Annotated in this window: 15 protein-coding genes; 7 read left to right on the top strand and 8 right to left on the bottom strand. The window is 61.7% G+C overall.

What is annotated here, in order from left to right:
* Positions 1–94: 94 nt before the first annotated feature.
* Together ACYU7Q_RS03860 and ACYU7Q_RS03855 are read right to left on the bottom strand one after the other, a co-directional pair.
* Entirely contained in the window at positions 95–454 is a 360-nt protein-coding gene (locus ACYU7Q_RS03860; protein ID WP_460608116.1) for a hypothetical protein, read from the bottom strand.
* A 15-nt stretch (positions 455–469) separates the two neighbouring features.
* Entirely contained in the window at positions 470–1,039 is a 570-nt protein-coding gene (locus ACYU7Q_RS03855; protein WP_460608115.1) for a hypothetical protein, read from the bottom strand.
* Positions 1,040–1,070: 31 nt separating this feature from the next.
* Here ACYU7Q_RS03855 and ACYU7Q_RS03850 point away from each other — a divergent pair, with 31 nt between their 5' ends.
* Both ACYU7Q_RS03850 and ACYU7Q_RS03845 read left to right on the top strand, forming a co-directional pair.
* Positions 1,071–1,553: a hypothetical protein gene (locus ACYU7Q_RS03850; RefSeq protein ID WP_460608114.1), complete on the top strand. Its 483-nt coding sequence runs from the start codon at positions 1,071–1,073 to the stop codon at positions 1,551–1,553.
* A gap of 77 nt (positions 1,554–1,630) precedes the next feature.
* On the top strand, positions 1,631–5,287 hold the full coding sequence (locus tag ACYU7Q_RS03845; protein WP_460608113.1) for a DEAD/DEAH box helicase: 3,657 nt from the start codon (positions 1,631–1,633) through the stop codon (positions 5,285–5,287).
* A gap of 31 nt (positions 5,288–5,318) precedes the next feature.
* On the opposite strand, the gene ACYU7Q_RS03840 is transcribed toward ACYU7Q_RS03845, so the two are convergent.
* The 4 genes from ACYU7Q_RS03840 to ACYU7Q_RS03825 form a co-directional block, all read right to left on the bottom strand.
* Positions 5,319–6,233 (bottom strand): FKBP-type peptidyl-prolyl cis-trans isomerase, encoded by a 915-nt coding sequence (locus ACYU7Q_RS03840; RefSeq protein WP_460608112.1) that lies wholly within the window; start codon positions 6,231–6,233, stop codon positions 5,319–5,321.
* Positions 6,234–6,307: 74 nt separating this feature from the next.
* Positions 6,308–6,718, bottom strand: coding sequence for a ribosomal maturation YjgA family protein (locus ACYU7Q_RS03835; protein WP_460608111.1), 411 nt, complete (start codon positions 6,716–6,718; stop codon positions 6,308–6,310).
* 27 nt (positions 6,719–6,745) lie between these two features.
* Positions 6,746–7,570, bottom strand: a complete 825-nt coding sequence (locus tag ACYU7Q_RS03830; RefSeq protein ID WP_460608110.1) for an oxygenase MpaB family protein — start codon at positions 7,568–7,570, stop codon at positions 6,746–6,748.
* Between the two features lie 161 nt (positions 7,571–7,731).
* Positions 7,732–10,047: an efflux RND transporter permease subunit gene (locus ACYU7Q_RS03825; protein WP_460608109.1), complete on the bottom strand. Its 2,316-nt coding sequence runs from the start codon at positions 10,045–10,047 to the stop codon at positions 7,732–7,734.
* 310 nt (positions 10,048–10,357) lie between these two features.
* Here ACYU7Q_RS03825 and ACYU7Q_RS03820 point away from each other — a divergent pair, with 310 nt between their 5' ends.
* The 5 genes from ACYU7Q_RS03820 to ACYU7Q_RS03800 all read left to right on the top strand — a co-directional run bounded on the left by ACYU7Q_RS03820 (position 10,358) and on the right by ACYU7Q_RS03800 (position 13,581).
* Complete coding sequence (locus ACYU7Q_RS03820) at positions 10,358–10,816, top strand: ankyrin repeat domain-containing protein (protein WP_460608108.1); 459 nt, start codon at positions 10,358–10,360, stop codon at positions 10,814–10,816.
* 92 nt (positions 10,817–10,908) lie between these two features.
* Positions 10,909–11,130: a hypothetical protein gene (locus tag ACYU7Q_RS03815; protein WP_460608107.1), complete on the top strand. Its 222-nt coding sequence runs from the start codon at positions 10,909–10,911 to the stop codon at positions 11,128–11,130.
* Between the two features lie 115 nt (positions 11,131–11,245).
* A complete protein-coding gene (locus ACYU7Q_RS03810; protein ID WP_460608106.1) occupies positions 11,246–12,349 on the top strand; it encodes a type I restriction endonuclease in 1,104 nt (367 codons plus the stop codon).
* Positions 12,350–12,435: 86 nt separating this feature from the next.
* Positions 12,436–13,230, top strand: a complete 795-nt coding sequence (locus ACYU7Q_RS03805; protein ID WP_460608105.1) for a thymidylate synthase — start codon at positions 12,436–12,438, stop codon at positions 13,228–13,230.
* 12 nt (positions 13,231–13,242) lie between these two features.
* Complete coding sequence (locus ACYU7Q_RS03800) at positions 13,243–13,581, top strand: hypothetical protein (protein ID WP_460608104.1); 339 nt, start codon at positions 13,243–13,245, stop codon at positions 13,579–13,581.
* On the opposite strand, the gene ACYU7Q_RS03795 is transcribed toward ACYU7Q_RS03800, so the two are convergent.
* Positions 13,576–14,379 (bottom strand): aminotransferase class IV, encoded by an 804-nt coding sequence (locus ACYU7Q_RS03795; protein ID WP_460608103.1) that lies wholly within the window; start codon positions 14,377–14,379, stop codon positions 13,576–13,578. The genes ACYU7Q_RS03800 and ACYU7Q_RS03795 overlap by 6 nt on opposite strands.
* Before the next feature lie 96 nt (positions 14,380–14,475).
* Complete coding sequence (locus tag ACYU7Q_RS03790; protein WP_460608102.1) at positions 14,476–16,995, bottom strand: T9SS type A sorting domain-containing protein; 2,520 nt, start codon at positions 16,993–16,995, stop codon at positions 14,476–14,478.
* Positions 16,996–17,007 lie beyond the last annotated feature (12 nt).

Here is a 17,007-nt window from a genome sequence, read left to right as displayed (position 1 = left end):
GTCTGTCATTCTGAGCGGAGCGAAGGGCCTTATCACACTGGAATCCTCTGGCGTGATAAGGTCCTTCGCTCCGCTCAGGATGACAGATGTAGGGTTACGCGAAAAAGTCGGCCGGGTCGGCCTGGCTCAGGTACTTGCGCAGCAGCGTGAGCGAGCCAAAATACGGCCGGACACAGGCCAAAAACTGCTCGGCAATGGCCGGGCTGGCGGCGTAGGCCACGAAGGTCGTGCCGCTTTCAGTGAATTCCAGCTCGTTGAGTAAGGCCGGGCAGTGCTCCTCCACAATGGTTTCGAGGTGCTCGGCCCACGAAGCCGCCGTGCCGCCAAAACCGAAGTGCTGAAACAAGGCGTAATAGTCTTCAAGCCCGCCCACGTCGGCAAAAATTACCAATTGGTACTCAGGCGAAATGGGGGGCGGGGCGGGAGCGAGCTGAAACGGAAACGTGGTCGACATGCCCCGAAAGTACGCCTACCGGCGTCGGCGCAGCGCCACCACCAGCCCCACGCACAGCACGGCGAGGCCCGCAATCAGGGCGTCGCGCACGAAGTGGCCCTGCTTGGCTTCGGCCACTTCGGCTTCGAGGTCTCGTTGTTTGGCAACGTGTTGCTTTTCGCGCTGGCGCAGGTTTTCGGTTTCGTTGGTAAGCTCTGAGAGGCGCTGGGCGGTGAGGTTGCGGTCGTCGCGCGAGCTGGTTTCGAGGTGGGTAGTAGTCGCGGCCAGCCGGGCCGAGGTGGTGGTGGCCTGCTGAGCGGCTTGGTTGAGTACGTCCACGATTTGCTGGTCCTTGTCCACGATGCCCTGCAGGGCGTCCACCACTTCCTGCAGGTCTTTTTTGGAGGGCTTGTTGCCGAACAGGCTGTGGCGCTGGGCGCTGGCTTCGCGGTAGCGGTCCGTCAGGGATTTACGCTCCGCCAGCAGGCCGGGCAGGCGCGAATCGGGGGTGACGGCCGGCGTTTGGGCGGCCGTGGCCACGCTCCAAAAAAGCCCGCTGCCGAGGGCCAGGGCGCGAAACAATGGGCGGCGGCGAGTTATTTGCAAATTGTCAACCCAGGAAAACAAAGACGTACGCATGAAGAAAATTCAACTAATGAAACAAAGCAGCTTCTTATTGCTCGGGGCGCTGAGCCTGTGGAGCTGCGAAACGGCCCGCCCGAAAACCCCGCCCACCTACGGCGGAGCGGTATCGGAAGGCCTCCACGAAAAAGGCGGCAGCGGCGTGTTGCCCTTCCTGATTCAGGCCGCCAGCCCGGACGACACGTACGGCTTTACGGCAAACAACCCGGTGCGGGTCGGCGGCGGGCGCGAGGCCGGCGTGCGCAACCAGCAGCGCTACCTCAATGCCCTGCTCGGCCCCAAAGGCGAACCCCTTAAGTACGAGCACGAAGGCAGCTGCTGCGCGTTTAAAATTGTCGGCGCCGGCATCGACAACGAAGGCCAGCTCGACGTGTATTCCATCACCTGGAAGGGACAGAAGCAGCCCCTCAAGCTCTACCTGAACATGTACGAGGAAGGCCCGCTGGCCGCCCCCGCGGGCCTGAGCGCCGCCCGCTAGCCCGGCCGGCAGCGGGCCGGTTGGAAGCAGAAAACCGTTACTTTTATAAGTCCGGCCGCTATTTCTCTACCTGTTCGATGCCCACTCGCTACTACTCCCACCTCGCCGCGCTGGCCGCCGACCCCGCCGCCGCGCCCGCCGACCAGCTCCCCAAGCTGCGCAAGCTGCTCGAAACCGTGCTGCGCGACGACTGCAAGGCCCGCGAAGCCCCCTTCATCGACCTCAACCAGGCCATCGGGCAGGCCGCTTACGTGCACGAGCTGCCCGCCGCCCTGCGTCAGCAGCTGCAGGCCCTGCGCCTGGCCGCCAACCTGGTGGTGCACGAAAGCTACGCCGGTACCCGCGCCGAAGCCGCCCACGGCTTTGCGGCCGTGGCGGCGCTGGTGCTGCACCTGACCGGCGCGGCCTACGCCGGCCCCGCGCTGCCCCAGCCAAGCGCCGAAGCCACCCTCGCGCCCGCCGAAACGGCTGAAACAGCCACCACCCACATTCCCGAAGCCGCCGCCCACACCACCTGGCGCGTGCGGGTGCTGCACGCCGACCTGGCCACCGGTGCGCTCACCGTGGAGATGGCCGCGCCCGCCGATGGCCGCCCCGCCGGTCCTTTTGGCTTGGTGCTGCCCGCGGCGTATGAAAACGTGCTGCCACTGGCCGCCGCGCTGCACCCCACGCTGCACCTCATCGGGCCGGTGCTATTGGCCGATGGTAGCGTGCGCGCCCGCCGCGTGGTGCTGGAACCCGACTACCTCATCAGCGTCACCACCATTGCCGAGTGCGCCCAGCGCGACGGCACCATCCCCGAGTGGGCGCTGCTGAATGCCTTTTTGCCCGATGATATTTCGCGCCCACTGGTGCTCGGAAACCTGGTGAACCTGCTGCTGGACGAGGAAGTAAGCCACGCCGGGCGGCAGGAAGAGTTGAAAGCCAAACTGGAAGCCACGGCAAAAAAGCAGCAGCGGGAGCGGCTGGCGAAACTGGCCGGCCACATCATCGCGACCGAACCGGAAGCAGCTTCTGCACCTCCTGATTCAGCAGCCGTAGCTACTTCACAATTTGCACTTACTGCTGACGAGGAGCAGCTAACAGCCAAGGACTTCGACCTGGAAACGTTCTTCCGGGGCCGGCTTTTCCGCTCCGCTCCGCTTTCGCTCAGCACCCTGCCCGAATTCCAGACCCGCACCGGCGTGCCCGAGCTGCTGAACGACCTGCGCCGCCACCACCGTACCCTGCGCGAAACCCGCGCCCTGGGCTTCGTGGCGGCCAGCCGCACCGGCTACCAGCAGGAGCCCCTGCGCCTGGCCGACTGCTTCCTCGAACCCACCTTCCTCTCGGCCACCTATGGCTTGCAGGGGCGGCTCGATTTACTGCACGAAAGCAGCACCGGCTACGACCTCATCGAACTCAAAAGCTCGACCAAAGTGCCCCACGCCGAGCCCTGGACCAACCACGCCGCCCAGGCCCAGCTCTACCGTTTGCTGTTGGAATCAGTGTTCGGGGCCGATGGCGAAACCGCCGGCCGGGGCCGCACCAGCATCCTGTATTCCAACGCGGCCAGCGGCCAGCCCGCCGTGCGCCGCGTCGACCAGGACCAGGAGTTGATTGACCGGCTGCTCTCGGCCCGCAACCAGCTCGTGGGCACCGAATTGCAGCTGGCCCGTGCCACCGGGCCGCGCCAGACGGCCCACCTGCTGGCGCCCGTGCTGCACCCTAACCTGACGGCCCTGCCACCCTTTGGCAAAGCTAAGGCCGAAAAAGTAGCCAACGCCTGGGCCGCCGCCGACCCCGTGGAGCGCGCTTACTGTCTGGAACTGGCCCGCTTTTCGGCCCGCGAAATGCGCCTCACCCTGCTTGGCGACGAGGCCCGCCCCGGCGATGCCGGCGGCCAGGCCGGCCTCTGGCTGCTGCCCCAGGCCCGCAAATACCAGAACTTCAGCCTGCTCGATGACCTGGAGCTAATCGAAGACCACAGCGGTGCGCCCGACGACGCCCGCGATGGCCTCGGCCCGCACCTCATTTTTCAGCGCCCGGCCGGTGGCCGTGAGGTCAACTTCCGCGCCGGCGACACGCTCATTCTCTACCCGCGCCGCCGCAACGCCCGCGAAACTGCTGCGGCTTCAGCCCCTGGAGCAGCGGCTGAAAACTCACCCAGTCACTCCGCCACTCAGTCGCTCAGTGTGCTGGATGCCCAGGTGGTGAAAGTGGTGCTGGCCGAAGACCTTGGGGCCGACGGCCGCGTGGTGCTTAGCGTGCGCAACCGCCGCATGGCCCCGCGCTACCTGCTGGGGCACTCGCACTGGGCTTTGGAGCCCGATACCTACGATACCTTCCGGCGCGAGTGGGCCGGCCTCTCGTCCTTCCTCGGCCTGAGCCCGGAGCGCCGCAAGCGCCTGCTGGCCCGCACCGGTCCGCGCGAGCCCGAGGGCTGGAGCCCCGCCGCCCCGCCCGCCACCACGGCCACCGAAGTGGTGGCCCGCGCCTTGGCCGCGCCCGATTGGTTTGTGCTCTGCGGCCCGCCCGGCACCGGCAAGACCCGCAGCGTACTACGTGAGCTGGCCGTTAACCTCTACAAACAAGACAAGCAGGTGCTGCTGGCCGCCTACACCAACCGCGCCGTGGACGAAATCTGCGAGCAACTGGTGGAAGCGAAATTGCCCTTCATTCGGGTGGGCTCGCGGCTGGGAACGTCGGCGCAGTACCGGCCGTACCTGCTCGATGCCATGATTGCCGACTGCGGCAGCCGCCAGACCGTGCGCGCGCGCCTCACCGGCACGCCGTTTTACGTGGGCACGGTGGCCAGTCTGCTGGGCAAGCCCGAGCTGTTCATGCTCAAGCAGTTCGATGTGGCGGTGGTGGACGAGGCCAGCCAGGTGCTGGAATCGCCGATGCTGGCACTGCTGGCCAAGGTGAAGAAGTTCATCCTCATCGGCGACCACCGCCAGCTGCCCGCCGTGGTGGCCCAGGAGCCCGAAACCAGCGCCATCGCCCCCGAAGTGGCCGACTTGCTGCGCGAAAACCTCGGCCTCACCAACCTGCGCAATTCCTATTTCGAGCGCCTGTTCCGGCGGGCCGAAGCGCAGTGGCCCCACGCCCACGGCACCCTCGCCGACCAGTACCGCATGCACCAGGAACTGGCCGTGCTCGTCAATCAGGCCTTTTACGAAGGCCAGCTGCGCTGCCCGCTGCCCTGGCAGGCCGCCCCGCTCGACCGCGCCGCCTGGCCCGCTGCTTCCGATGATTTCACGGCCGCGCTGCGCCGCCAGCGGGTGGTTTTCGTGTCCACCCAGCGCCAGCCCGAGGATTTATCCATGAAAGAATCGGCCCAGGAAGCCGAGCTGGCCGCCCGTGCTGCCGCCTACGTGGCCCAGGGCTACGCCGCTACCTTCAACCCCGAAACCACGCTCGGCATTATCGCCAGCTACCGCAACCAGGCGGCGCGCATCCGCGCCCGGCTGGCGCAGCTGGCCCGCGAGTTGGCCCTGCCGGCCCTCGCGCAAATCAGCGTCGACACCGTGGAGCGCTACCAGGGCAGCCAGCGCGAGGTCATCATCGTGAGCTTCTGCTGCCACCACGAGCACCAACTCGAACTAATGGTGTCACCCGACGAAACCGGGCAGGTCGACCGCAAGCTGAACGTGGCCCTCACCCGGGCCCGTCAGCAGCTCGTGCTGCTCGGCAATGCGGAAATGCTGAGCCGCGCCCCCCACCACGCGGCCCTGCTGGCCCGGGTGCGGTAGCGCGGCTCCGCGTTTTCGTTTGTCATTCGCTTTACTGAATGTCCGTCACCTCCACTTCAAAGCGTATGGCTGTATTGGGACCGATGCTGCCGGAAGTCCCCTGCACCCCATAGGCCAGCGCCGACGGCAGCAGCAGTTCCGCCTTATCGCCTTTGTGCATCAGGGCAATACCTTCTTCAAAGCCCGGAACCAGACGGTTAGTCCCGTATTTGAAGACTAGTGGCGAGTTAATGGGGGAGGCATCGAATACCGTGCCGGTCGCATCAAAAAAATGCCCGATGTATTTCACCGTTACCGTGTTCCCAATGACCGGCCGCGCCGCGCCGGGGTTGGTGGTGATGGGCAGAAAGTAGAGCCCGGAAGCCTGTTTCTGGGCGGTCGTGATATTTTTAGTGGTCAGGTAGCTGGTAATCAGATTGTCATCGTACACCGGAACATCGATTACTTCTACCTCAAAGCGGACTACCGAGTTTGCCGGAAGGTTCTGGCCTGATGACGAGCCGAAGGCCAGCGCAGAGGGTATCAGCAGCTCCGCCTTATCCCCAACGTGCATCAGCGAAATCCCCTCTTCAAAGCCCCGAGGTGTCTGGCCCGCGCCCAGCACGAAGGTTAAAAGAGGGTTAGTATGCCTGGAAGATGCATCGAACACAGTGCCAGCAACATCCAGTAAGTGGCCGGTATACAGCACCGCCACCGAGGAGCCGACAGTCACTTTAGTACCTGTCGGATTTGTTCTGACCGGCAGGAAATAAAGGCCGGAGAGCTGCTTCTGGGCCGTGGTAATGTTATTAGCCGTCAGGTAATTCGTAATGGTTTCCTGGTCAACCGCGCTGTAATCTGGGATTTCGGGGTCGTCCTTCTTGCAGGCGGTGGTGAACAGGCCAGCGGAGGCCAGTATCGTTAATAAAAAAAGGCGCGTGAATACGGCGGAAAAATAGGGTTTCATAGGCTGATTTTTGGAGTAAAAATAGGGCATTATGGGCCGCAGAACATGAATTTGCTGCTCCGCGTTCGGGGTTTTTATAGTGGAATGCTGTTTTGCTGCCGCAGCCTGTGCAAGCCGATTGAGCTAAAAAGTCCCTCAATACCTAGCACCAGCCCAATTCCCAGCGTGTAAGCCAGCAGGTCGACCCACTCAAAATGGGTGCCCAATACAATGCGCGCCACCCGTGAATGCTGCCAGCCCAGCCAGCTCAGCAGGCTTACATACTGCAAAGCCTCAATGATATAAGCAGTGAGAAGTGCGCCCAAAGCCACTTTTCCAGGTGCGGCCTTCAGCAAGCCCCGGGCGAGGCTATAGAGGAAAATAGTGGCCAGAAAATCGCCGGCGTAGGGCCGAATGATGCTATCGTGTACATACAAGGCGATGAAAACTTCCAGCAGGAGTAATAAGCCGGCCGCCAGTAGGTAGTGCTTCTGAATGCGAATCATGCGACGATTAAAACCTGACGTGTGTAATCAACCGTGATGCATGGGGCACCGGCGGGCGGGCTGCATCGCCATAGCCGTTTCGGCCAGGGCCACGGGCGCAGCATCCAGCGCCTGAATCCGAGCCCGATATTCCGTCGGCAGCATGGCATTCTTTGCCGACTGGCTTACCCCCCAGCGCCGTGTGTGACGGTAGAAAACCACGGCCGGGCTAATGATAAAGCCGGCGGGTAGCTGCAACAGCTGCCGTACCCGGGCCGGCACCACCAGCCCCTGCACCAGCCGCAGCAGCCGGTAGCGCGGCCCGCCCAAATGCCGCCGGTATTGCACGTACAAATCGGCGGTGTAAGTGCTGGCGGCCGTGTCTTGGGTCAGATGCTGCTCGCGGGCAGTCTGCCATTCGGAGTAGGAGGTGGGCAAATTGGGTATGCCCATGCGCCGCCCCACGCGGTAAAATACGGTCACGATTTCCTCGCGCTCGGCGTCGGTAAGGGGCCGTTCCAACACCTCAAACGCCCGCATGGAGTAGCTGATGAGCATGAACAACACGTCGCGGTAGGCCCATGCCGGAATGGCCTGCCCGCGCTTGGCCTCCACGGCCGCGTGAATGGCCGCAATGCTATCAATGGCCCGCTCGGCCCCGGCGCGGTCGGCAAACAAGATGCGGCGGGCGTAGTCAACCGTAGAAAATAGCCGCGCCAGTGGGTCGGCCGGCAGCCGGCCGGTGAAATAGAGCCAATCCACCGCTTTGTTGAGGGCAAACTCGGCCGCCGCCCCGGCAAAGATGAACAACACCGTATCGGAGGTGCCCCAGATGCGGCGCACGATGGAATTGGGGGCCACGAAGTAATCCATAACGTATTGCGAGCAGAAGTAAAATCAGAACAATCGGCCACCGGTCGATAATTCGTTCGCAAAGTTATAAAGAACTTTGTAGTTCAAAGTAAATTTGACATTTAGTTCGGCATGAGTAGGGTGCGGGGTCGTATCCTACTTTTATTATTGCTGCAGCTAGGCTACTTGGGTAGCAAATCCGGCACTGCTGTCCCCACCGCCACCTTCGGCCGCTTGTAGAAATACAGTATCAGCAGGGGTAGCAGCGTCAGCTCGGCCACCACGCCGAACAGCAGCGTGAGGCCGATGAGCAGGCCAACGTAGAACGTGCCGTCGAACTTCGAGAACAGCAGCGTGGAGAACCCGCCCACCAGAATAAGCGAGGTGGTGATGACGGCCTTGCCGGCTAGCAGATACGTGTAGCGCACGGCCTTGAAAATATCCGGCTCCTTGCCCAGCGTGAGCCGTAGCTTGCTGATGAAGTGGATGGTATCATCAACCGCGATACCGAAGGCGATGGTGAAAATGATGCTGGTGCTCACCTTCATGTTCACGCCGGCCAGGCCCATCACGCCGGCCACGATGATGATGGGTAGCAGGTTGGGAATAAGCACCACCAGGGTCATGCGCAGGGATTTGAACAGCGCCAGCACAATGAGCGTGACCATCGCCACGTCGATGGCCATGCCCTGAATCATGTTCAGGGTCAGGTTTTCATTGTTTTTGTCGATGAGGTTGGACGAGCCCGTGAGGCGGGTGCGCAGCACCGTGGTATCGGTGCTGGTGCGCAGGTAGCGGTGTAGGGCGGCGTTCAACTTATCGGCCCGGATGCTGCCCACATCGGCCATGCGGCCGGTGAGGCGGCCAGCCGAGCCATCGGGCAAGGCCAGAGCGCTGAATTCGGGCTTCTTGCGGAACTGGCGGAGCTTGCTGCGCAGGCGGCGCAGCTCTAGGGTGTCGGTGGGCAGGCGGTAGTCGGCCAGGGCGCCTCCGTGCAGGGCCTTGCGCACCGATTTCACCAGCGTGACGGGCGAGGCGGCGAAGCGCAGGCCGTAGGTAGTGGCCAAATAGCCTTCGATGCGCTCGGTCTGGCGCAGCACGGCCAGGTCGTAGATGTCGCGCCCGCCCGCCGGTTTCAATTCCAGCTCGAAGGGCCGCACGCCGGCAAACTGCCGGTCGAAAAAGGCGAAATCCTGCCGCACGGGGTCGCTTTTGGAAAGGTCATCGAGCAGCGAGGAATTGATGTGCACCCGCGTGGCCAGCCCGATGGATGCCGCCAGCACCAGCCCGCTCACGGTGAAAATCAGCCGCCGCCGCACCAGCACCTGCCGAAACAGCCGCCCCAGCACACCGTCCCAGCTGTGGCCCTGGCGGCGTGGCTCGCGCAGCTGGGGCTTGCCCAGCAGCACCAGCATGGCCGGCAGCAGCGTGAAGCTGAGTACAAACGCCAGGATTACGGCAATGCCGGTGAACAGCCCGAAATTGTGAATGGGCCGAATCGTGCTCGTCATCAGCGTGAAAAAGCCCAGGCTGGTGGTGAGCGCCGACAGCCCCGACCCAAACCCCGATTCCTTGATGGTCACGCGCAACGCGTCCTTCTTGCTGGCCCCGTAGCCCAGCTCACTGACGTAGCGGCTGATAATGTGAATGGTGTCACTCATGCCCACCACAAACAGCATGAGCGGGAGCAGGGCCGTCATCAAATCGATGCTGACCCCGAACGCGGCCATGATGCCCAGGCCCCACAAAATGGCCCCCAGCACCACCACCAGCGGCAGCACCACGCCCCACCACGTCCGAAACGTGAGCCACAGCAGCCCCGTCACCAGCAGCACCGACAGCGACATGAACACCACCAATTCCCACTTCAACCGGTCCACAAACACGGACTGCGCCACAATGCGGCCCGCGAAATGCACCCTTTCATCCGGGATGTGCAGGCGGGCCAGGCCGCCGCGCAGGGCCGCAAACAGGGAGTCGCCGGGCGGCTTTTCGAGGTCAGGCGTAAGCTGGAGCACCAGGGCCAGGGCGCGGGCGTCGGGGCTGAACACGTTGCCCGTTAGGCCGGGCGTGCGGTATATCAGCGTGGAGTCGGCGGCGCGGCGGGCGGGGTCGGCGCGGTAGGTGTCCGGGTGCAGGTAGGGGAGGCTGAATACGCCGAGGCCCTCCACCACGGTGTTGGCCAGCGTGGTAGGCGAGGTGACGTGCCGCACGTCCTTTTGCCGCGCCGCCAGGCGGGTCAGCGAGTCGATTTGGGTCAGGAACGCGGGGTCGAACACGGTGCGGCCGGCGGGGGCTTCCACGCCCAGCAACAGGTAGTCGTTGTCGTTGCCGAAGCGTTGGGTGTAGCCCTGGTAGTAGTCCAGGTCGGGGTCGCCGGCGGGGTAGAAGTCGTTGAAATTGTAGTTGAACCGCAGCCGGGCGACGAAAAACGCACTCAAAGCCGTGAGCAGGCCCAGCACGAGCAGGGTAGTATGGGCGTAGCGACGAAGGGTCATAAAGGGAGTTAGCGCGACCGCCGGGGCCGCATCATCTTTCGGGCGACGTAGCCGGGGCGTGCGAACCGCCCCCGACTGCACAAGCATCGCAGCTACCAGCAACGCCCCCATTTCCGCAATTGTTTCGGATGCCCGTCTTTAAAAATCCAGCGGTGATTCGTGTCTCGCTGGCCCGGCGGGGGCGCCCGTATTACTTTTCACACAACCACTTTGACTTATTGGAGCAGGGGCATTTTTGAGGCGGATACCGTGTCCCGCAAGCCCATCTTTGTGGTTTCGTTGCCCCCAAATCTTTGCCATTATCTCCTCAATGAGAAGAATATTACTCCTGGCCGTTGCCCTCTTTAGTTTCGTACTGACCACCCACGCCCAAACCCCGGCCCAGACGCAGGGCATGGCCAAGGCCATTCTGAAAAACGATGCCGCCGCCGCCGAGGCGCTGCTGGCCGCCGGCGCCAACCCCAACGCCGTGGTCGAAGTGGTGCCGGGCTTCGCCACCACCTACCTCATCACCGCCGCCTCCAACAACAGCCTCCCGCTGGTGCAGCTGCTGCTCAGGCACAAAGCCCAGGTCAATCAGGCCGATGCCTTCAAGGCCACCGCCCTGATGGCGGCCGTCGGCAAGGGCAATAAGGCTATGGTGGAGCTGCTGCTCAGCGCCGGGGCCGATGCCCGCGCAAAAGATGACGAGGGCAAAGATGCCCTGGCCCTGGCCAAGGAAGGGGGCAATAAGGAAATCATCGTACTCCTGGAACAGAAGCTGAAATAAGGGGTCGGCGCACTAACAAAAGCCGCCGTAGTGTATCTTAGGGCCTGCTAACCGCTGCGTTAATTTTACCCCCTCACCCTATTCCGTTTCCCATGAAAAAGACCCTACTTGCCCTCGCCCTGTTTGCCTTCGCCGGCACCACCGCTTTCGCCCACGACGGCCACGACAAAGATGGCAAAAAAGGCAAGAAAGAAACCTGCACCAAAGACATGAAGGCTTCGTGCTCGAAAGACATGAAAGGCGGCACGGCCGGCCACTCGTGCTGCATGAAAGGCGGCAAAACCGCCAGCGTGAAGCCCGCCGCCAAGCTCTAATCACGGCTGGCTTCGGCTGCCGCTGAGATTCAAAAAGCCGCTTCGGAAACGAGGCGGCTTTTTTATTATTCAGAAATTCATAAGTTTACCCCGATTTATACCAACCCCAAAACTTATGGAGCTTATTGACCAACTTACCAATCTGGCATCGCGTGCACAGAAGCAGATTGCACACATTCAAACGGAGGAAGCCACGAAAACTGCGCTGGTAATGCCGTTTATCAACGCGCTTGGCTACAACGTATTTGACCCTACGGAAGTAGTGCCAGAATTTATTTGTGATATCGGCACGAAGAAGGGCGAAAAGATTGATTATGCCATCATGCGCGATGGCAAGCCAATTATTCTGATTGAGTGCAAACACGTGGGTAGCGACCTCAATATCAACCATGCCAGCCAGCTATTTCGGTACTTCCACGTAACCGAAGCGCGAATTGCCGTTCTCACCAATGGCCTTGTGTACCGGCTGTTCACCGATTTGGAACAGCCAAACAAGATGGATGAACGGCCTTTCCTGGAATTTGACCTCGCCAGTTTTAATGAAAATGACGTTGCTGAAATCAAGAAACTCAGCAAAGTCAATTTCAATATTGAGGACATGCTTTTTGCCGCATACAACCTCAAATACATGCGGGCCTTCAAAAAATACTTTGACGAGCAATTCACTCAGCCATCGGCCGATTTTATAAATTTTGTTTCGAAGCAGGTCTACGAAGGCGTATTAACTCCTAAGCTCAAGGAGCAATTCAGCATCTTGGTGCACCGCTCGTTTCATCAGTTTCTGAATGACAAAATATCCATGCGGTTGCGGTCAGCAATGATTGATACCAGTGGCCAGAGTTTGTTAGTGAACGATGTGCCGGCTGCCCCGATGCCAGAACTGACTACTGGAACAGATACAGATGGCAAGGAAAAAGACATTGAAACGACCGTTGAGGAAACGGAAGGCTTCATGATTGTGCGGGCCATTCTGCGTAAAACTGTTCCGGTGAACCGGGTAGTGATGCGGGACGTGCAATCGTACTGCGGCATTTTGTTGGATGATAATAACCGCAAGCCTATCTGCCGGCTTCATTTCAATAGCAGTAAGAAATATGTGACGCTATTTGACGTGGAAGGTGGCGAACGAGTAGATATTACCTCGTTAGACGACTTATACGGCATGGCTTCCCGTATTCGGGCTGCCGTGCAGAAACATGAAACGAAAGTGGCTGTTTAGCAAACCAGAGCCTACTAGCTAAATAAAGAAGGCTGCTCAAACGAGCAGCCTTCTTTATTTTTGAGGGTTCCGATACGCCCCACCCCATGCGCCAATACCAAGCCCTGCTCCGCCAAATCCTCGACACCGGCACCGTAAAAACCGACCGCACGGGTACCGGCACCGTCTCCATTTTCGGTCCGCAGATGCGGTTCAATCTGGCCGAGGGCTTCCCGCTGGTGACCACCAAAAAGGTGCATTTGAAGAGCATCATCCACGAATTGCTGTGGTTTCTCAAGGGCGATACCAACATTGCCTACCTCAAGGAGCACGGCGTGAAAATCTGGGACGAGTGGGCCGATGCCAACGGCGACCTCGGCCCCGTGTACGGCCACCAGTGGCGCTCCTGGCCCGACGGCCACGGCGGTCACATCGACCAGATTGCGCAGATTATCCAGCAGCTCAAAACGCAGCCCGACTCGCGCCGCATCCTCGTCTCGGCCTGGAACGTGGCCGAACTGCCCGAGATGAAATTACAGCCCTGCCACGCCCTGTTCCAGTTCTACGTGGCCGATGGCAAGCTCTCGTGCCAGCTCTACCAGCGCTCGGCCGACGTGTTTCTGGGCGTGCCGTTCAACATTGCCAGCTACGCGCTGCTCACCCTGATGGTGGCCCAGGTGGTCGGGCTGCAACCCGGTGAGTTCATCTGGACCGGCGGCGACACGCATTTGTATTCCAATCATTTGGAACAAGCCCGTTTGCAGCTTGAGCGGGAGCCGAAAGCGCTGCCGCAGATGCGCATCAACCCGGCGGTGACAGATATTTTCGGGTTTCAGTTTGAAGATTTCAAGCTGGAAAATTATGAGCCCTGGCCGGCCATCAAAGCGCCGGTAGCGGTTTAGGCCAGTGTGGCTATGGGCGATTTTCTGGCCGAGGTACTTGCGGAATGTATTGTTGGTCCCATCCTAAACCTGCTGTTCGGGGCGGTTTGGTGGCTGTTGCGCACGGGCACGTTGGTTTTGCTGTACCCGCTCATGCTGCTTACCGGCTGGGTCCGGCTCTGGATTCGGAAGCGAGGCCAAAGCAGTTTCCTCAACCTCTGGCAGCAGCATGGCCGGGCCGGCTTGCATCGTTTCGGTTGGGCCGAAGCCGCGCTGGATGTGGAGTACGCCATTGCCAGCGGGCTGATTGTGCTGGCCGGCTCGGGCGTGGGCGTCGTGCTCTATTCGCTCGGAAAACTATGGTTGCTATAGGCTGCTCAGTACCGCCTGCACGTTATCGGGCAGTATCCGAAGCGTGTTGTGCTGAATGCTGCGCAGGACGCTGATGGATGCCACATTCGCCGTGAAAGCCGCATCGGCCGCCAGCAACTCCCGTTTCAGAAACAGCCCTTCGCGGCACTCCACGCCCGCCGCCCGCGCCGCCCGCAGCACCTGCGCCCGGCGCACCCCGGCCACGCAGCCCGTTTCGAGTGCGGGTGTGAAAAGCACTCCGTCCTTCACCCAAAAAATGGCTGCCGCGCCCGCTTCGGCAATGTGCCCGCGGGCATTGCATAGGATGATTTCATCGAGCCCGCGCTGTTGCCGCTCGTAGGCGGCCCGCACGTAGAGCCAGGCCTGCGGCCCCTTGCAAAAGCTGAGCGGGGAATGGATAGAATGCGTTTCCAGCGCAAAATCAACATTGCTAATGGGCGCATCGGCGGGCACGAAGGCTTCGGCGGTGGCCAGCCATTCGGTGGCGTCGGTAGTGGGGGTGTAGCGGCCGCCGCCGCCGCGCCAGAGCTGCAGGCGCAGGCGGGCACCGGGCAACGCATTGGCCTGTGCGAGCCGGGCCAGGGTGGCTTCCAGCGCTTCGGGCGTGGCCAGCTCGGGCGGCAGCGCGAGGTAGAGCGCGGCAGCGGCTTGCTGCATGCGTTGGCAATGGTCGGCGGCGAGGCGCAGGCGGCCATTGACGAAAATTAGGGTTTCAAAAAAGCCGTCGCCAAAGGCCAGGCCCCGGTTGGGCAGGGACAGGGCGGCGATGGGCAGCAGGTGGTTGTTGAGCAGCAGCATGAGGCGCAAGGTAGGGCCGGCCACCGGCCCAGGCCCACAAAAAAACGGACGAACCCATGGGCCCGTCCGTTTTTGATTGAAAGTAACAGGATTGAATTATTGCACCTGCACGCGGCGCGTCACGGCCCCTTCGGCGTAGGTCACGCGCAGCAGGTAGGTGCCGGCGCGGAGCGTTTCGAGGGACATGGCCACGGACGCGGCTCCGCTCAGTTCCTGTTGGCGCACGGTGCGGCCCAGGGCATCAACCAGCGAAATACTTTTGGGGTGGGCGCTGGCGTCGAACGCCACATTGAGGATGCCCGTGGCGGGCACCGGCCAAGCCAGCGTCTGCTCGGCCACGGCTTGCGGCGCAGCCATGTGCAGCACATTGGCAGCAGTGATGCGAGCCAGTCCCACGCTGGTCTGGCCGCTCAGGGCCGAGAATGCGCCGCCCACCACGAGCTTGCCGTCGGACTGCACCAGCAGGGCGCGCACAGTGCTGTTGGGCACGGCCGTGCTGCCAAACGTGGCATCGGCCTGGCCGTTGGCCAGCACCCGGGCCAGGCTGGTGGGCAGGGCCGGGCTGGTGAAGGTGCCGCCCAGCAGGATGCGGTTGTTGGGCTGCACCAGCAGCGAATAGACGTAGCCCGTGATGGTCGGTGGCGTAAATCCGGTGTCGAGGGTGCCGTCCGCGTTCAGGCGCGACAGGCTCCGGCGGCTGGTGCTCCAGTTCGTGTCGAAGTTCCCCCCAACCAGAATTTTGCCGTCGGGCTGCACCGCCAGGGCGTATATCACGCTGGGCTGCTGCGCCAGGGTGAATTCGCTGCGGTTAAAAGTGGCATCAATGGCTCCGTTGCTATCCAGGCGCATAATGGCGGCTTTGAAGTTGCCAGTGGTGCCGTAAAACCCGTCCCCAAGTAGAATTTTGCCGTTGGGCTGCAGGCCCATGGCGTAGATGGTATGCAGGGAGTTGGTGTTGCTATTGGTGCCCGGAGCCACTATCGCAAACGTGGCGTCCTGGGTGCCATTGGCTTGCAGCCGCACTACCAAGCTGTTGGTCGTGCTGCCATTCAGCCGGATGGCGCTTGTCGCGGCCACCAGGACTTTGCCATCCGGCTGCAGCAGTATGCGCGTAAGCTGGCTGCCTGTGAAGTCGGCAGCGAAGCCGTTATCTATGACCCCCGTGGGCAGGAAGCGCTGCACTTTATCGAGCGACGAAGCTAATATCTTGCCGTCGGGCTGCAGGGCCAGACTCGATGCTCCCTCGAAGGCTGAATTAACAACAAACGTGAGGTCTAGCGTGCCATCGGTGTTCACGCGAGCCAAGCGGTGCAGCAGTTGGCCATTGAACTCAGTGAAAGAACCCCCGACAACCATTTTGCCATCGGGTTGCAGCGCCACTGATGAAATGACCCCAAAAGATTGAATCACCGGCTGAAAGCTGGCATCAATAGTGCCCGTCGAATTGAGCTGAACCAAGTTGCGGTCGAGGGTGCCATTGAAATTGGTGAACCCGCCTGACACCAGGATTTTGCCACTCGCCAGCAGCGTGACGGCGCGGGGCATGGAATTGGGCCCAGTGCCGGTCAGGAATCCGGTATCCGGCGTCCCATCCGAATTCAGGCGGGAAACGCGTGATGTGGTGCCACCGCCCGAACTCACGCCATTTGCACTGATAACGACGATTTTGCCATCGGGCTGCAACTCAAAAGCATTGCCGTAGTAGGAATAGGTCGAATAGCTGGTGAAAGCGGCCGGCGCGGCGAAGGTGTTATCTAGGCTGCCGTTGGCTTGAAGCCGGACCAAGCCTTTATTGCCGCTCGTACTCAGATACCCTGAAACCAAAATGCGCCCGTCGGGCTGCACGACCAGGTTGCTGGCCTCGTCGTACTGCCCCAGGGGCGTCGTGAACGACGCATCTCGGGTTCCGTCGGCATTCAGGCGAGCCAGGCCATAGGCCGGGCTGCCGTTGTAGTCGGTAAAATAGCCCCCAATCAGCATCTGGCCGCTGGGCAGCAGGACCAGCGACTCAATTTCTGCGTCGCTGCCCGTGCCCGCGTTGAAGGTAGCATCCAGCGAGCCGTCGCTGTTGAGTCGGGCAATGTTGTTGGCCGCCACGCCGTTGATGTGGTCGAACGCGCCCGTGATGATGATTTTGCCCGAGGGCAGCTGCAGCAGGTTGTCGATGTAAGTGAAGCCCGCCGTGCTGCTGATGCCCGTGCCGAGGCTGAAGCTGGCATCGCCGGTGCCGTCGGCATTCAGGCGAATGGCACTGTTGCGGGTGATGCCGCCCGCCGTAATGGGCGAGGTTGAGAGCGTCGTTACCAGCAATTGGCCGTTGGCCTGCAAGGCCACTTTGTAGGTTCCTGCCAAGGAGCCCAGGTTCTGCTGGAAGGCCTGGTCGAGGGCTCCCGTGGCGGTCAGGCGCACCAGCGAAGCCGTGCCGGTGCCGTTCACGCGCCGGAAATCGCCCACCACCAGCCGTTTGCCGTCGGGCTGTTCAATGGCGTTGTATACCGTGCCCACCCCATATAGAGTAGGCGGGCTGAACTGCGGGTCGAGGCTTTGGGCCGCCAAGCGCTGGCTGCCACTTCCGCCCACGAGCAGAATGAACGCCACAAGTAGATTTTTTTTCATCGGGGTAAATAA

It is taken from the genome of Hymenobacter terrigena, assembly GCF_054776515.1.
The sequence above is the reverse complement of the archived record's forward strand: the minus strand, read 5'-3'. Positions and strand labels throughout refer to the sequence as shown.

Coding starts and splice junctions, on each gene's coding strand:
- ACYU7Q_RS03860 (WP_460608116.1), bottom strand. CDS start 454: ATGTCGACCACGTTTCCGTTTCAGCTCGCTCCCGCCCCGCCCCCCATT.
- ACYU7Q_RS03850 (WP_460608114.1), top strand. CDS start 1,071: ATGAAGAAAATTCAACTAATGAAACAAAGCAGCTTCTTATTGCTCGGG.
- ACYU7Q_RS03845 (WP_460608113.1), top strand. CDS start 1,631: ATGCCCACTCGCTACTACTCCCACCTCGCCGCGCTGGCCGCCGACCCC.
- ACYU7Q_RS03840 (WP_460608112.1), bottom strand. CDS start 6,233: ATGAAACCCTATTTTTCCGCCGTATTCACGCGCCTTTTTTTATTAACG.
- ACYU7Q_RS03835 (WP_460608111.1), bottom strand. CDS start 6,718: ATGATTCGCATTCAGAAGCACTACCTACTGGCGGCCGGCTTATTACTC.
- ACYU7Q_RS03830 (WP_460608110.1), bottom strand. CDS start 7,570: ATGGATTACTTCGTGGCCCCCAATTCCATCGTGCGCCGCATCTGGGGC.
- ACYU7Q_RS03825 (WP_460608109.1), bottom strand. CDS start 10,047: ATGACCCTTCGTCGCTACGCCCATACTACCCTGCTCGTGCTGGGCCTG.
- ACYU7Q_RS03820 (WP_460608108.1), top strand. CDS start 10,358: ATGAGAAGAATATTACTCCTGGCCGTTGCCCTCTTTAGTTTCGTACTG.
- ACYU7Q_RS03815 (WP_460608107.1), top strand. CDS start 10,909: ATGAAAAAGACCCTACTTGCCCTCGCCCTGTTTGCCTTCGCCGGCACC.
- ACYU7Q_RS03810 (WP_460608106.1), top strand. CDS start 11,246: ATGGAGCTTATTGACCAACTTACCAATCTGGCATCGCGTGCACAGAAG.
- ACYU7Q_RS03805 (WP_460608105.1), top strand. CDS start 12,436: ATGCGCCAATACCAAGCCCTGCTCCGCCAAATCCTCGACACCGGCACC.
- ACYU7Q_RS03800 (WP_460608104.1), top strand. CDS start 13,243: ATGGGCGATTTTCTGGCCGAGGTACTTGCGGAATGTATTGTTGGTCCC.
- ACYU7Q_RS03795 (WP_460608103.1), bottom strand. CDS start 14,379: ATGCTGCTGCTCAACAACCACCTGCTGCCCATCGCCGCCCTGTCCCTG.
- ACYU7Q_RS03790 (WP_460608102.1), bottom strand. CDS start 16,995: ATGAAAAAAAATCTACTTGTGGCGTTCATTCTGCTCGTGGGCGGAAGT.